The 14,257-nt window shown below is 69.4% G+C and carries 14 protein-coding genes and 2 tRNA genes; 12 read left to right on the top strand and 4 right to left on the bottom strand.

All coding sequences use genetic code 11. The annotated features are described in order from the left end of the window. The first annotated feature begins 891 nt into the window (after nucleotides 1–891). Genes dnaN through AB0B20_RS13885 form a run of 4 tightly spaced genes read left to right on the top strand, consistent with a single transcriptional unit; the run spans nucleotide 892 to nucleotide 4,683 of the window. Entirely contained in the window at nucleotides 892–2,025 is a 1,134-nt protein-coding gene (gene dnaN / locus AB0B20_RS13900; protein WP_357382160.1) for a DNA polymerase III subunit beta, read from the top strand. A 40-nt stretch (nucleotides 2,026–2,065) separates the two neighbouring features. After that, on the top strand, nucleotides 2,066–2,938 hold the full coding sequence (gene gnd / locus AB0B20_RS13895; protein ID WP_357382162.1) for a phosphogluconate dehydrogenase (NAD(+)-dependent, decarboxylating): 873 nt from the start codon (nucleotides 2,066–2,068) through the stop codon (nucleotides 2,936–2,938). Nucleotides 2,939–2,954: 16 nt separating this feature from the next. Continuing rightward, nucleotides 2,955–4,085 (top strand): DNA replication/repair protein RecF, encoded by a 1,131-nt coding sequence (gene recF, locus AB0B20_RS13890; RefSeq protein ID WP_357382164.1) that lies wholly within the window; start codon nucleotides 2,955–2,957, stop codon nucleotides 4,083–4,085. Beyond that, nucleotides 4,078–4,683, top strand: coding sequence for a DciA family protein (locus AB0B20_RS13885; RefSeq protein WP_357382166.1), 606 nt, complete (start codon nucleotides 4,078–4,080; stop codon nucleotides 4,681–4,683). The genes recF and AB0B20_RS13885 overlap by 8 nt, the downstream gene beginning before the upstream one ends. Here AB0B20_RS13885 and AB0B20_RS13880 read toward each other — a convergent pair. Further along, on the bottom strand, nucleotides 4,674–4,913 hold the full coding sequence (locus AB0B20_RS13880; protein ID WP_357382168.1) for a hypothetical protein: 240 nt from the start codon (nucleotides 4,911–4,913) through the stop codon (nucleotides 4,674–4,676). The two genes, AB0B20_RS13885 and AB0B20_RS13880, sit on opposite strands and share 10 nt — an antisense overlap. Before the next feature lie 68 nt (nucleotides 4,914–4,981). Next, nucleotides 4,982–5,536 carry a hypothetical protein gene (locus AB0B20_RS13875; protein ID WP_120572509.1) on the bottom strand — a complete coding sequence of 185 codons (555 nt, stop codon included), beginning with the start codon at nucleotides 5,534–5,536 and terminating at the stop codon, nucleotides 4,982–4,984. 548 nt (nucleotides 5,537–6,084) lie between these two features. Between AB0B20_RS13875 and gyrB the strand changes: the two genes are divergently transcribed. The 7 genes from gyrB to AB0B20_RS13840 all read left to right on the top strand — a co-directional run bounded on the left by gyrB (nucleotide 6,085) and on the right by AB0B20_RS13840 (nucleotide 12,344). Continuing rightward, entirely contained in the window at nucleotides 6,085–8,031 is a 1,947-nt protein-coding gene (gyrB, locus tag AB0B20_RS13870) for a DNA topoisomerase (ATP-hydrolyzing) subunit B (protein WP_357382170.1), read from the top strand. Nucleotides 8,032–8,162: 131 nt separating this feature from the next. Continuing rightward, complete coding sequence (gene gyrA, locus AB0B20_RS13865) at nucleotides 8,163–10,682, top strand: DNA gyrase subunit A (protein WP_357470672.1); 2,520 nt, start codon at nucleotides 8,163–8,165, stop codon at nucleotides 10,680–10,682. Nucleotides 10,683–10,685: 3 nt separating this feature from the next. Beyond that, nucleotides 10,686–11,612 (top strand): DUF3566 domain-containing protein, encoded by a 927-nt coding sequence (locus AB0B20_RS13860; protein ID WP_357382174.1) that lies wholly within the window; start codon nucleotides 10,686–10,688, stop codon nucleotides 11,610–11,612. Between the two features lie 142 nt (nucleotides 11,613–11,754). After that, a tRNA-Ile gene (locus AB0B20_RS13855) sits at nucleotides 11,755–11,828 on the top strand. Nucleotides 11,829–11,872: 44 nt separating this feature from the next. Further along, nucleotides 11,873–12,001, top strand: a complete 129-nt coding sequence (locus AB0B20_RS13850; RefSeq protein ID WP_013283222.1) for a DLW-39 family protein — start codon at nucleotides 11,873–11,875, stop codon at nucleotides 11,999–12,001. Between the two features lie 10 nt (nucleotides 12,002–12,011). After that, a tRNA-Ala gene (locus AB0B20_RS13845) sits at nucleotides 12,012–12,087 on the top strand. Nucleotides 12,088–12,116: 29 nt separating this feature from the next. After that, entirely contained in the window at nucleotides 12,117–12,344 is a 228-nt protein-coding gene (locus AB0B20_RS13840) for a hypothetical protein (RefSeq protein ID WP_357382177.1), read from the top strand. Nucleotides 12,345–12,395: 51 nt separating this feature from the next. Here AB0B20_RS13840 and AB0B20_RS13835 read toward each other — a convergent pair whose 3' ends face one another. Then, the gene (locus tag AB0B20_RS13835; protein ID WP_357382179.1) at nucleotides 12,396–12,755 is read right to left on the bottom strand and encodes a hypothetical protein; all 360 of its coding nucleotides are present in this window, start codon (nucleotides 12,753–12,755) and stop codon (nucleotides 12,396–12,398) included. A 401-nt stretch (nucleotides 12,756–13,156) separates the two neighbouring features. On the opposite strand from AB0B20_RS13835, the gene AB0B20_RS13830 reads away from it, so the two are divergent. Then, nucleotides 13,157–13,549: an ester cyclase gene (locus AB0B20_RS13830; RefSeq protein ID WP_357382181.1), complete on the top strand. Its 393-nt coding sequence runs from the start codon at nucleotides 13,157–13,159 to the stop codon at nucleotides 13,547–13,549. 83 nt (nucleotides 13,550–13,632) lie between these two features. Here AB0B20_RS13830 and AB0B20_RS13825 read toward each other — a convergent pair whose 3' ends face one another. After that, nucleotides 13,633–14,064 carry an LPXTG cell wall anchor domain-containing protein gene (locus AB0B20_RS13825; protein WP_357470669.1) on the bottom strand — a complete coding sequence of 144 codons (432 nt, stop codon included), beginning with the start codon at nucleotides 14,062–14,064 and terminating at the stop codon, nucleotides 13,633–13,635. Nucleotides 14,065–14,257: the final 193 nt, after the last annotated feature.

The raw sequence follows: 14,257 nt of genomic DNA, 5'->3' as shown, positions 1-14,257 counted from the left end.
CGATGAGGCTACCGGCGACAAATCGGACGCCCGAGGCCGTCAACCTCATGATCGACGCGAGCACGCGCATAAGCGGGAGCGGGAGCGGGAGCATCGGCCGGAAGCCGGGGCGGCGAGCCGGCTCACGTGAGTGAGGCGACGTCGTTGGAGGGCGCCACGGGCCGGGTCGGGCGAGTGGCGGCAAGCCGACAACGGAACTTGTTGACCCTCGACCCGGTGGAGGGCCGAGGATCGGTCCCGTGCTTGTCCACAGCTCGTACCCGTTGTCCACAGCCCCTGTGTCACAGGCGGTGGACAACCACGCTTCGCACTCGGCCGGTTACCCACAGACTGTGGACAACTCCTGGGGACGAGCCTGTGGACGCCTGGGGACGACTGTCACGTTGTCCCCAGACGGTGGCCGGCCTGTGGGCGGGCTGTTGAAGGTTCTGGGGATAGCGGTCGTCGGCGCTGCCACGGTTGTCCACAGAGCTGGGGAGAAAACCGGTGGATTACCGGTGGACAACCGGTGGACAGCCGTGGAAAACCCGGCGGCTGGCGAGGGCTGTGGACCGGGACACGAGTTTTACCCCTGGTTCTCCACAGCCAAACCACCTGTAGATAACGTGTCTGAGCTGCGCGGACGCGGGTTCTCCACAGTTTGCACAGGTGCGATGAAGACGATGAGTTATCTCTTCTAAACAACAAAAACCAATCATCACCGTTGGACTTCCTGTGGATCGGGCCGAAGCACTGCCGTCGGCAGTCGCCCGGGCACCTGGATCCACGGGGTCGGGCGCACAGCCGATGCCCGCGCGCCCTAAGGTGCGATGGGTACCCGCACGGTCGGGCGGGACGGGTGGCAGCGGTCGGCATGAGAGAGTTGTCGCTGACGTCGACGCGGAGGCATTGATGAAGTTCCGAGTGGAGCGCGACGCGCTCGCCGAGGCGGTCGCGTGGACCGCCAAGAGCCTGCCCAACCGACCCTCCGTACCGGTGCTGGCCGGGGTGATGCTCCGGGTGACCGACGGCAACCTCCAGGTCTCCGGCTTCGACTACGAGGTCTCCAGCCAGGTGACCGTCGAGGTGCAGGGTGACGCGGACGGCGCCGCCCTGGTCTCCGGCCGTCTGCTCGCCGAGATCACCAAGGCCCTGCCGGCCAAGCCGGTGGACATCGCCGCCGTCGGCGCCCACCTGGAGCTGGTCTGCGGCAGCGCCCGGTTTACGCTGCCCACCATGCCGGTGGAGGACTACCCCACGCTGCCGGAGATGCCGGAGAGCGCCGGCACCGTGGACGCCGCCGCCTTCGCCGCCGCCGTGGCCCAGGTGGCGGTGGCCGCCGGCCGCGACGAGACGCTGCCGATGATGACCGGCGTACGCATCGAGCTGAGCGGCGGCACGATGGCCATGCTCGCGACCGACCGCTACCGCCTCGCGCTGCGCGAGATGGAGTGGAACCCGGACGACCCGGAGATCAGCCTCAACGCGCTGGTGCCAGCCCGCACGCTGCACGACACCGCGAAGGCGCTCGGCCCGCTCGGCGGCCACGTCACCATGGCGCTGTCCTCCGGCGGTGCCGGTGAAGGCATGATCGGCTTCTCCGGCGGCACCCGCCGGACCACCAGCCGGCTGCTCGACGGCGCCAACTACCCGCCGGTGCGGTCGCTGTTCCCGGCCGACCACAACGCCGAGGCCCGTGTCGCCGTCTCCTCGCTCATCGAGGTGGTCAAGCGCGTCGCGCTGGTCGCCGAGCGCACCACACCGGTCCTGCTCAGCTTCAGCGCCGACGGTCTGGTGGTCGAGGCGGGCGGCACCGAGGAGGCCCGGGCCAGCGAGGCCATGGACGCCACCTTCAGCGGTGAGCCGCTGACCATCGGGTTCAACCCGCAGTACCTCATCGACGGTCTGACCAACCTGGGCGCGCAGCACGCGCTGCTCCGGTTCGTCGACGCGTTCAAGCCCGCGGTCATCTCCCCGGCCGGCGAGGATGGCGAGGTCATCCCGGGGTACCGGTACCTCATCATGCCGATCCGCGTGTCCCGCTGATCGCAGGCAGCACGACCCTGACGTACGGAGGTAGGAGCAGATGCAGCTCGGCCTGGTAGGACTCGGCCGGATGGGCGGCAACATGCGGGAGCGGTTGCGCGACGCCGGGCACGAGGTGGTCGGCTACGACCACAACCCGGAGATCAGCGACGCCGCGAGCCTGGCCGAGCTGGCCGAGAAGCTCCAGTCGCCCCGCGCGATCTGGGTGATGGTCCCCGCCGGCGTCACCGACGCCACCATCGACGAGCTCGCCGGTGTGCTCGGCGAGGGCGACATCATCATCGACGGCGGCAACTCCCGGTTCAGCGACGACGCACCGCGTGCCGAGCGGCTGAACGAGCAGGGCATCGGCTACCTCGACGTCGGCGTCTCCGGCGGCGTCTGGGGCCGGCAGAACGGGTACGCGCTGATGGTCGGCGGCGCGCAGGAGCACGTCGAGCGCCTCATGCCGATCTTCGAGTCGCTCAAGCCCGAGGGCGAGTTCGGTTTCGTGCACGCCGGCCCGGTCGGCGCCGGCCACTACGCCAAGATGGTGCACAACGGCATCGAGTACGGCCTGATGCACGCCTACGCCGAGGGCTACGAGCTGATGGCCGCCTCCGAGCTGGTGACGAATGTGCCCGGCGTGTTCAAATCGTGGCGCGAGGGCACCGTGGTCCGGTCCTGGCTGCTCGACCTGCTGGACCGGGCTCTCGACGAGGACCCGGAGCTGGCCGAGCTGAGCGGCTACACCGAGGACACCGGCGAGGGCCGCTGGACCGTGGACGAGGCGGTCCGGCTCGCCGTGCCGCTCAACGTCATCACCGCGTCGCTCTTCGCCCGGTTCGCCTCCCGGCAGGACGACTCGCCCGCCATGAAGGCCGTCGCCGCGCTGCGCCAGCAGTTCGGCGGACACGCCGTCCACAAGCGCTGACCGGTATCCACAGGCTGTGTACGTTCGCCGGCTCGAACTGGTCGACTTCCGCTCCTACGAGCGGGTCGGCGTCGACCTGGAGCCGGGCCCGAACGTGCTCGTCGGCGCCAACGGCGTCGGCAAGACCAACCTGGTCGAGGCGCTCGGCTACGTGGCGACCCTGGACTCGCACCGGGTCGCCACCGACGCCCCGCTGGTGCGGATGGGCGCCGCCTCGGCGGTGATCCGCTGCGCCGTGGTGCACGAGGGCCGGGAGCTGCTGGTCGAGCTGGAAATCGTCCCGGGCAAGGCCAACCGGGCCCGGCTCGGCCGGTCCCCGGCCCGCCGCGCCCGGGACGTCCTCGGCGCGCTGCGCCTGGTGCTGTTCGCGCCGGAGGACCTGGAACTGGTCCGAGGCGACCCGGCCGAACGCCGCCGCTACCTGGACGACCTGCTGGTCACCCGCCAGCCCCGCTACGCCGGGGTACGCGCCGACTACGAGCGCGTGGTCAAGCAACGCAACGCGCTGCTGCGTACCTCGTACCTCGCTCGCAAGACCGGGGGAACCCGCGGCGGCGACCTGTCGACGCTGGCCGTGTGGGACGCGCATCTGGCCCGGCACGGCGCGGACCTGCTCGCCGGCCGCCTGGAGCTGGTCGCCGCGCTGACCCCGCACGTGGCGAAGGCGTACGACGCGGTGGCGGCCGGCCGCGGCGCGGCGGGCATCGCGTACCGGCCTTCGGTGGAGCTGCCCGAACCCGGCGCCGACCGCGCGGCGCTGGCGGAGGCGCTCACCGCCGCGCTCACCGCGAACCGCGCCGCCGAGATCGAGCGCGGCACCACGCTCGTCGGCCCGCACCGCGACGACCTGGCGCTGTCGCTCGGCCCGCTGCCCGCCAAGGGGTACGCGAGCCACGGCGAGTCCTGGTCGTACGCGCTGGCGCTGCGGCTGGCCGGGTACGACCTGCTGCGCGCCGACGGGATCGAGCCGGTGCTGGTGCTCGACGACGTCTTCGCCGAGTTGGACACCGGCCGCCGGGAGCGGCTGGCCGAGCTGGTCGGCGGCGCCAGTCAGCTTCTGGTCACCTGTGCTGTGGACGACGACGTGCCGGCGACCCTGCGCGGCACCCGGTACACGGTGGGCGACGGGACGGTGCGGCGTGTCTGACGACGAGGTGCGGCTCCCGCCCGCGCGGCTCGGGCCGGGGCGCGACGCGCGTACCCCGGGAAATCCGGCGGGCGGTGAGCCGGCCGCGAACCCGCCGGAGGGCGCGAGCGGGCCGGAACTGGCGCGGGCCGTGCTCGACGCGGCGAAGGCCCGGCGGCAGGCGGCGGCCCCGCGACGGCGCGGCGCGGTCCGCGGCGACGGCGAGAAGCGGCTGCGCGGCTACTCGGGCCCCGGGCCGGACCCGCGCGACCCGCAGCCGCTCGGCGCGGTGCTGGACAAGCTGATGAAGGCGCGCGGCTGGCAGCAGCCGGCGGCCGAGGCGACTGTGTTCGGCGCGTGGGAGAAGGTGGTCGGCGCGGAGGTCGCGCAGCACAGCCGCCCGGTCAAGCTGGAGGACGGCGAGCTGACAGTTGAGGCCCGCTCGACGGCGTGGGCGACGCAGTTGCGCCTGCTGGCGGGCTCGCTGCTCAAACAGATCGCCAGCGAGGTGGGCCACAACGTGGTGCGCAAGCTGCACATCCACGGGCCGGCGGCGCCGTCGTGGTCGCGCGGCCCTCGACGGGTACGCGGGCGCGGCCCCCGCGACACCTACGGCTGATCGACACCGCCCGAACGCCGTGCCTCCCGCCGGGCGCGCTTGAGTTCGCGTTGCTCGCGGCTCCACTGCTTGCGGCGTTCCAGGTCCTGCTTCCACGCCTCGCGGGCCAGCTTCGAGCCGCCCTGCACCGCGCCCTGCACCTGGGAGGGGCCGGCGAGGTTCTGGAAGACCCAGCCCAGCAGGCGGCCACCCTTGCCGGAGGCGTCGCCCACCTGCTCGTCGTCGCTCATCGGCCGCCCTCTCCGTCGCGGGGTTCGTGCACCACAATTGGTACACCACCCGGCTGTGGCGGGTGCGGTCAGGCGTCGGCGTAGACCGCGAAGCCCCGCTCCGCGCAGCGCCGGTAGAAGGCGGCCAGCACACTCAGCTCGGCGCAGGTGAAGTTCCACTGCGGCGGATCGCCGTTCTCGTCCCGTAGCCGGTCCAGCCGGCTGTCCAGCCAGCGGAGCTGCTGCTCGGCCAGCCGGCCGTCGCCGAGCAGCGCGCGCAGCACCTCGCTCACCGACTCGAACGTGACCGGCTCGCCGTACGGCCGGTGCCGGGCGACGAACTTCTCCACGCCCTCGGCGATCCAGGAACAGCCGTCCGGGTCGATCACCGGGTCCTCGTCCTCGACCGCGTTCTCCGTGGCGTAGAGCACATTCTCCAGGCCGAGGATCAGGTCGACCAACTCGGTGTACGCGGTCGCGCGTACCGTGCCGGTCTTGGCGATCAGCTCGGCGAGCGCCGCGGTCGGCGCGGAGATCCGGGGCATGTCCACGATCTCGCCGAAGTCCACGAACTCAGCCGGCGCGACCGGGTCGTAGAAGCGGCCGGTCCGCGGCCAGTGCACCGCGACGTTGTCCAGCCCCATCTGGCGTCACCTCTCACGAAGCGTTTTCGGACCATCTCCGACGATCGTCCCGGTTCCGGGCGCAAAAGATCAAGACCGCAACGGCGGCGCCGCAAAAGCTACGGCACGCCGGGCCCGGCCGCGACCCCCGGGCGGGTGTGTCCGCCGACCCCGGCCGGAAGACCGTCCCGGCTCACGGTGGCCGGTGGCGCGGTAACGGCCCGTTGGCGTGTGGGGGGAGTCGTGGGCGACGCGGTTCGTCCGGCTACGGCATTCTCAGCCGCCCCGGAGAGGGTGCCGAGTGGCGGTTTGGTCGGCTCCGCACAGTAAGATTGAGGGCGAGACGAAAGACCCGAGACGGAGCGACGGACAGGGGCCCGCATGAGCCCTCGATCATAGTCCCGCATCGGGTCCGAGCCGATCGCGATCCGCGGGCAACCGCGGCGCCCGGCGCACGTGATCCGAGCCTGGCGACCCCAGGGGCGGACCATGCGCGCCGACGTCGTGTCCTGTCCGCCGAACCCGCGCCTCCGCGCCCACGCGCGGCCGGTGCGAGAAAGTGGCCGAGCGTGGCAGCGGAGGACAACAAGAAGTACGGTGCCGAGTCCATCACCGTGCTCGAGGGCCTGGAAGCGGTCCGGAAGCGGCCCGGTATGTACATCGGGTCCACCGGCGAGCGCGGTCTGCACCACCTGGTGTGGGAGGTCGTCGACAACGCGGTGGACGAGGCGCTGGCCGGGCACTGCGACACCATCGACGTGGTGCTGCTGGCCGACGGTGGTGTCCGGGTCACCGACAACGGCCGTGGCTTCCCGGTCGACCTGCACCCCAAGCTGAAGAAGCCGGGGGTCGAGGTCGCCCTGACCGTGCTGCACGCGGGCGGCAAGTTCGACGGCAAGGCGTACGCCGTCTCCGGCGGCCTGCACGGCGTCGGCGTCTCCGTGGTCAACGCGCTGTCCACCAAGATGGCCGTGGAGATCCACAAGGACGGCTTCGTCTGGCGGCAGGAATACCACCACTCCAAGCCGACGCCGTTGGAGAAGGGCGAGGAGACCGACCGCACCGGTTCGGCCGTCTCCTTCTGGCCCGACCCGGACGTCTTCGAGACGGTCGACTTCGACTTCCACACCATCTACCGTCGCCTCCAGGAGATGGCCTTCCTCACCCGGGGTCTCACCATCCACCTGCTCGACGAGCGGGTGCCGGAGGACGAGGACGGCAAGACCCGCGAGGTCACCTTCCACTACGAGGGCGGCATCGCCGACTTCGTCCGGCACCTCAACGCCTCCAAGAGCCCGATCCACAAGACGGTGGTCGAGTTCGGCGCCGAGGAGACGGGCATGTCGGTCGAGATCGCCATGCAGTGGAACGAGTCGTACGGCGAGTCGGTCTACACCTTCGCCAACAACATCAACACCCACGAGGGCGGCACCCACGAGGAAGGCTTCCGGGCCGCGCTGACCAGCGTCGTCAACCGCTACGGCGCCGAGAAGAAGCTGCTCAAGGGCGACGAGCGCCTTTCGGGTGAGGACATCCGCGAGGGCCTGGCCGCGATCATCTCGGTCAAGCTCACCGACCCGCAGTTCGAGGGCCAGACCAAGACCAAGCTGGGCAACACCCCGGTCAAGGGCTTCGTGCAGCGGGTCTGCAACGAGTCGCTCGTCGACTGGTTCGACCGCAACCCGGCCGAAGCGAAGATCATCATCCAGAAGGCGTCCCAGGCGGCGCGCGCCCGGATCGCCGCCCAGCAGGCGCGCAAGCTCGCCCGGCGCAAGTCGCTGCTGGAGTCCGGCTCGATGCCCGGCAAGCTGGCCGACTGCCAGTCCACCGACCCGCGTGAGTCCGAGGTCTTCATCGTCGAGGGCGACTCGGCCGGCGGCTCGGCCAAGCAGGGCCGCGACCCGCGCGTCCAGGCGATCCTGCCGATCCGCGGCAAGATCCTCAACGTCGAGAAGGCCCGCATCGACCGGGTGCTGAAGAACAACGAGGTGCAGGCGCTGATCACCGCGCTCGGCACCGGCATCCACGACGACTTCGACATCGAGAAGCTGCGCTACCACAAGATCGTGCTGATGGCCGACGCCGACGTGGACGGCCAGCACATCCAGACGCTGCTGCTCACCCTGCTGTTCCGCTTCATGCGGCCGCTGGTCGAGCTGGGCCACGTCTACCTGGCCGCCCCGCCGCTCTACAAGATCAAGTGGAACAAGAAGGGCGACGACGCCCAGTACGCGTACTCGGACCGCGAGCGCGACGGGCTGATCGCCCTGCGCCAGCAGAAGAAGCCAAACGCCCGCCCGGACGACATCCAGCGGTTCAAGGGTCTCGGCGAGATGAACTACCCCGAGCTGTGGGAGACCACGATGAACCCGGGGACGCGTACGTTGCGGCGGGTCACGCTCGACGACGCCGCCACGGCGGACGAGCTGTTCAGCGTCCTGATGGGCGAGGACGTCGAGGCTCGCCGGTCGTTCATCCAGCGCAACGCCAAGGACGTGCGGTTCCTGGACATCTGACGGACGCGCCCGGGCCGGCCGGACATCCACCGGCCGGCCCGGAAGTCCACAGAGTTATCCACAGTCTGAACGCTTTCCACAGCCGTTATCCACAGCGAGACCACGACTGAAGAGTCTGATAAGGGTTAACAGTGACCGATACTCCCGAGTCCACCCCGAACGAGCCGGAGACCCCGGAGGCACTGGCCGCGGTTGTCCAGCACGACCGGATCGAGCCGGTCGGCCTCGAGGTCGAGATGCAGCGCTCGTACCTCGACTACGCGATGAGCGTCATCGTCGGGCGGGCCCTGCCGGACGTCCGGGACGGGCTCAAGCCGGTCCACCGCAAGATCCTCTACGCCATGTTCGACTCCGGCTACCGGCCGGACCGCGGGTACGTGAAGTGCTCCCGCGTCGTCGGCGACGTGATGGGCCAGTTCCACCCGCACGGTGACTCGGCCATCTACGACGCGCTGGTCCGGATGGCGCAGCCGTGGTCGCTGCGCTACCCGCTCGTCGACGGCAACGGCAACTTCGGCTCGCCGGGCAATGATCCGGCTGCCGCCATGAGATATACGGAGTGCAAGCTCGACCCGCTGGCGATGGAGATGCTGCGGGACATCGACGAGGACACCGTCGACCTGCAGGACAACTACGACGGCCGGGCCAAGGAGCCCACCATCCTGCCGTCGCGGATCCCGAACCTGCTGATCAACGGTTCCGAGGGCATCGCGGTCGGCATGGCCACCAAGATCCCGCCGCACAACCTGCGCGAGATCGGCGCGGCCGTGCAGTGGTGCCTGGAGCACCCGGAGGCCGACGAGGCCACCACGCTGGAAGCCCTGCTGGAAATCGTCAAGGGCCCGGACTTCCCGACCTACGGCCTGATCGTCGGCCAGGCGGCCATCCAGGACGCGTACCGGACCGGGCGTGGCTCGATCCGGATGCGCGCCGTGGTCGAGGTGGAGGAGGACAAGCGGGGTCGGCCGGCGCTCGTGGTCAGCGAGCTGCCCTACCAGGTCAACCCGGACAACCTCGCCGAGCGCATCGCCGAGCTGATCAAGGAGGGCAAGCTCGCCGGCATCGCCGACATCCGCGACGAGTCCTCCGGGCGTACCGGTATGCGGATCGTGCTCGTGCTCAAGCGCGACGCGGTCGCCAAGGTGGTGCTGAACAACCTCTACAAGCACACCCAGCTCCAGGAGACGTTCGGCGCCAACATGCTGGCGCTGGTCGACGGCGTGCCGCGCACGCTCAACCTGGCCCAGTTCATCCGCTACTACGTCGAGCACCAGATCGAGGTGATCCGGCGGCGGACCGCGTTCCGGCTGCGCAAGGCCGAGGAGCGGGCGCACATCCTGCGCGGTCTGTCCAAGGCGCTGGACGCCCTGGACGAGGTGATCGCCCTGATCCGTCGCTCGCCCACTGTGGAGGACGCCCGGCAGGGCCTGATCCGGCTGCTGGACATCGACGAGGTCCAGGCGACCGCGATCCTGGACATGCAGCTGCGCCGGCTCGCCGCCCTGGAGCGGCAGCGGATCCTGGACGACCTGGCGAAGCTCGAACTGGAGATCGCCGACCTCAAGGACATCCTGGCCAAGCCGGAGCGGCAGCGGCAGATCGTCTCGGAGGAGCTGGGCGAGATCGTCGCGAAGTGGGGCGACGAGCGGCGCACGAAGATCGTGCCGTTCGACGGCGAGGTCTCGATGGAGGACCTCATCGCCCGCGAGGACGTGGTGGTGACGATCACGCGCACCGGGTACGCGAAGCGGACGAAGGTCGATCTCTACCGGTCACAGCGCCGCGGCGGGAAGGGCGTCAGCGGGGCGACGCTCCGCCAGGACGACATCGTCAGCCACTTCTTCGTATGCTCTACCCACGACTGGATCCTGTTCTTCACGAACAAGGGTCGGGTCTACCGGGCGAAGGCTTACGAGCTTCCCGAGGCCAGTAGGGTGGCCAAGGGCCAGCACGTGGCCAACCTGCTCGCGTTCCAGCCCGACGAGCAGATCGCGCAGATCATTGAAATCCCGAACTACCAGGTGGCGCCCTACCTGGTACTGGCCACGAAGAACGGCCTGGTGAAGAAGACGCGGCTCGAGGAGTTCGACTCCAACCGTTCCGGCGGCATCATCGCGATCAACCTGCGCGATGAGGACGAGCTGGTCGGTGCGGTGCTGGCCGCACCGGAGGACGACCTGTTGCTGGTGTCGAAGAACGCCCAGGCGATCCGCTTCAACGCCACCGACGACGCGCTGCGTCCGATGGGCCGGGCCACCTCCGGCGTGATCGGCATGCGCTTCAGCGGCGAGGACGAGTTGCTCGCCGTCGAGGTGGTGCGAGAGGGTCTTGACGTTCTGGTCGCGACGAACGGGGGTTACGCGAAACGTACCCCGATCGAGGAATACCCGGTCCAGGGCCGGGGAGGTAAGGGCGTGCTGACCGCGAAGATCACCGAGCGACGCGGTGGCCTGGTCGGCGCGGTCGTGATCGATCCGGAGGACGAGCTGTTCGCCATCACGAGCAACGGCGGCGTCATTCGGACTCCGGTGAAGCCTGTACGCCGTACGCGTGACCGGAACACAATGGGGGTCAAGCTGATGGACCTCCCGGACGGCGTGACTATCGTGGCGATTGCTCGCAATGCCGACGAGCCTGACGAACAGGACTAGTTGATGACGGAGACACAGGCGAAGTCGGGGAACAAGGGGACCTCGGCCAATCCGGTCGAGGAGGAGGCCGCGCAGGGCGGCACACCAGCGACCGGCCGCGCGGCCGTGGGCCGGGCCACGGTTCCCGCCGACGCGCCTGCCCCGAAGTTCACCCGGGCTCCCGGCATGACCCCGCCTCCGGACAAGCCGGGCGAGGACTCCGGTTCCCGGGACTCGACCGAGACCAAGGTCGACGCGCCGACGTCGGCCGACGGTCTGGCCGCTCCGGCCGCCAATTCCGCGAACGCCACGAACACCCAGGCGATCAAGATGCCGTCGGCGTCCGGCCGGGCCTCCACGGGCACGACCGGCACGCAGCCCCGGATCGGCGCCGGCCTGGGCACCGCCCCGAAGACGTCACCGGACGGCTCGCGTCCGGCCGGCGCCGGGAACGCCCAGAACCGGCCCGCAAACGGCGGCGGCCTGCCGCCGGGCATCAGCGGCGCGGCAGCCGTCGGCGCCGCGCGCGTGGGTGAGGCGGTACGCGCCGCGCGTACCTCGGTCGGCTCGGCCGCGTCGCGCGGACCGCGACGGGCCCGGCTGAACCTGAAGCGGATCGACCCGTGGTCGGTGATGAAGTTCGCCTTCGCGGTGTCCGTGGTTCTCTTCATCGTGGTCGTCGTGGCGACGTCGGTGCTCTACCTGGCGCTGGACGCGATGGGTGTGTTCAAGAGCGTCAACGACAGCCTGACCGACCTGGTGAACGCCGGGGGCGGCCAGGGTGGCGGCGGCTTCCGGATCACCGCCAAGGGCGTGATCCTGACGTCGGCGCTGATCGGCCTGGTGAACGTCGTGCTGTTCACCGCGCTGGCCACGCTCAGCGCGTTCGTCTACAACGTCTGCGCCGACCTGGTCGGCGGCATCGAGCTGACGCTCGCCGAGCGGGACTGATCGGCCGACGCCGGGGCACCGCGTAAAGCGGTCGCCCCGGCGTCGTGCGTCCGGGTAGGTTCGAGATGGCGCGGGTGCTTCCGCCGCGGACCCCGATTTGGGCGCGGTGGAGGCGATGGGTTAACCTAGCTCGTCGCTACGCGGGGCTATAGCTCAGTCGGTTAGAGCGCAGAGCTGATAACTCTGAGGTCGCTGGTTCGATTCCAGCTAGCCCCACCGCACATCGTCCGACGGCAGTCGAGCGCGAGGGGTCAAGCAACATGTTCAAGAAGCTCCTGATCCTGGCCGGCATCGTCGGTGTGGCCGCCGTCGTGGCCAAGAAGGTCAAGGCCTCGAACGACGAGCGCGCCCTGTGGCACGAGGCGACCACGGCACCCGACCTGCGCTGAGCACCGTCACGGGGCCCTAGCTCAACTGGCAGAGCACTGCCTTTGCAAGGCAGGGGTTAGGGGTTCGAGTCCCCTGGGCTCCACCAGCACTTTCCCCGGTTGGTGGCTGTCGAGCATGACCATGGCTAGGCGGGAGCCGTCGGCATCGCGCGAGCGGGCCGACCGCCTGACGCTGATTGACCGCTGGCGCCACTTCGTGCCGGACCGCCCAGTCCTCTTGAACGCCGGCGAGACGATCTGGATCGAAGACGGCCGCCTCCTGGTGCATCGGATCGATGGGCGGCTGGATACGTACCCCGGCTTGATGAACCGCTGCGATTGCCGAGATCGGCGAGACGATTGACAGCAGCCGGGGCACGGACAGAGACACGACAGTCCGCTGGGCTCCACCACATCACGTCGTCTGATCACCAGCGGCTGTTGATGCGGCCGTGTCGAGTGCCGCCTGGGCAGTCGGCTTCCATCGATCAGCGAAAGCCTCGGCGAACCGTTCATGATCTGATCGGCGTCGCACCCGGCCGACCTTCCGGCTGCGGTGTTGGAGCACGTGATGCCCGAGCTCGTGCAGCAGTACGTCGAACCGCATGAAGTCCCGCAACGATGCGGCTTTCGATAGCGGTTGCTCGTAGAGGACGATCTCGCCTGGCACTCGGGTCCTGCCGTAGACGACGAATCCGGGCCGGAAGTCCTCGGTCTGCCGCAGCTCGACAGCGCGCAACCCGTACCACGCCCAGGACCCGAGGGTCTCCAGCACGTCGCGAACGTCTTGTCCGCTCGCCGGGTGCGCGAACCCGGGCCGCGGTGCGTGAACGTGGATCCGCACCCGGTCGAGCCGGGGCGCCCGCCGGAGTGCCTGGCGGGAGCGGGAATCTGTTCGGAGGCTTCGGCTCACAGCGGCCATGCTCGACGGGCGGCACTACCTACGACAACGGGTTTCTCCGCACGTACTGCCGGTGAGGACGGAATCGGAGCCGGCGCCCTACCGATCGGTACAGAACATGATCCTGATCATGGACCGATCGGTACAGAACCCTGGTACGGTCGTTGCAGAACCGAGCGGTACAAAAACTCGCTCCAGTGATCGGCCCGGGGACACGGGCCGGCATCAACAGATGAGGAAGACCGATCATGAGCTCCACCGCGACGGATGCAGGCATGTCCACCCAGGAACTGCGGGACTTCTACCTGCGGTACGTCGAGCTGGCCAACAAGCGGGAGTTCGCCCGCATGGCGGACTTCGCCCACGAGGAGGTCATCATGAACGGCACCTCGGTCAAGATGGCCGACATGGTGGCCGAGTTCTACAAGCACGTGGAAGCGGTGCCGGACCTCCACTGGGAGATCCAGGACGTCGTCGTCGAGGGTGATCGAATCGCCGCTCGGCTCGTCGACACGGGCACCCCGGTCAAGGAGTGGAACGGTCTGACGGCCACCGGCAAATCGGTGTCGTTCACCGAGACCGCCTTCTACCGGGTCCAGGACGGCAAGTTCAAGTTCATGTCGTACCTGATGGACACCGACTCGGTGCGGCGTCAACTCGCCGGCTGACGCTTCGCGGCTCCAGCAGGCGGGGAATCCTGAAACGCGGTGCGCCCAGCCGATGAAGCATCGAGCTGGGCGCACCCGGGCAACTATGCGACGAAGCGGGAACGACGTCGGCGTCCGATGACGTAGCTGGCGCCACCGAGGAGCAGAAGCGCCCCGCCGACGCCGGCCACGGTCGCGATGTCGGTGCCGGTCACGGGTAGCCCGCCGCCCTCACCACCACCGGGCGCGCCGAGGCTGGCGGAGGGAGTGACGGGCGGTACGACGGTCGACGTGGCGCTGGGCGTCGCGGTCGGTGTGGGCGTGGGCCGAGACGGTGTCGGAGTCGGAGTCGGCGTCGGCTGGGACGCGCAGTCGAGCGCACGAGCCTCGTACAGGCCGTTGTTCAGGTACGCGAGCCTCGACCGACGGGTTGTCGAGTACCTTCTGCGCGGCGCTGCGGTTTGCGCCGCTGCCGGCGCCGCCGGAATCAAAAAGGCCAGCGCCACCAGGGCACCGGCCGGAATCTTCCATCGCATGTGGACTTTCTCCCCGTGTAGATCAAAACATGGAGATGTTACGGCGTCGGTCCGGAAAGCAAGGGCATTGACGTGGTCGATCGTGTGCGAATTCGCTAAGGGGGTGTCTCAGTTGGTGATTTTTGCGAGTCGGCGGTGGCAGATGAGGATGGCGGCGAGGTCGGCGAAGGCTTGGAAGTGCTCGGCTTTGCGT

This window comes from Micromonospora sp. NPDC049151 (genome assembly GCF_040648395.1).
Classification (GTDB): domain Bacteria; phylum Actinomycetota; class Actinomycetes; order Mycobacteriales; family Micromonosporaceae; genus Micromonospora.
Note: the sequence above shows the minus strand (reverse complement) of the source record. Positions and strands in the feature narration are given on the sequence as shown.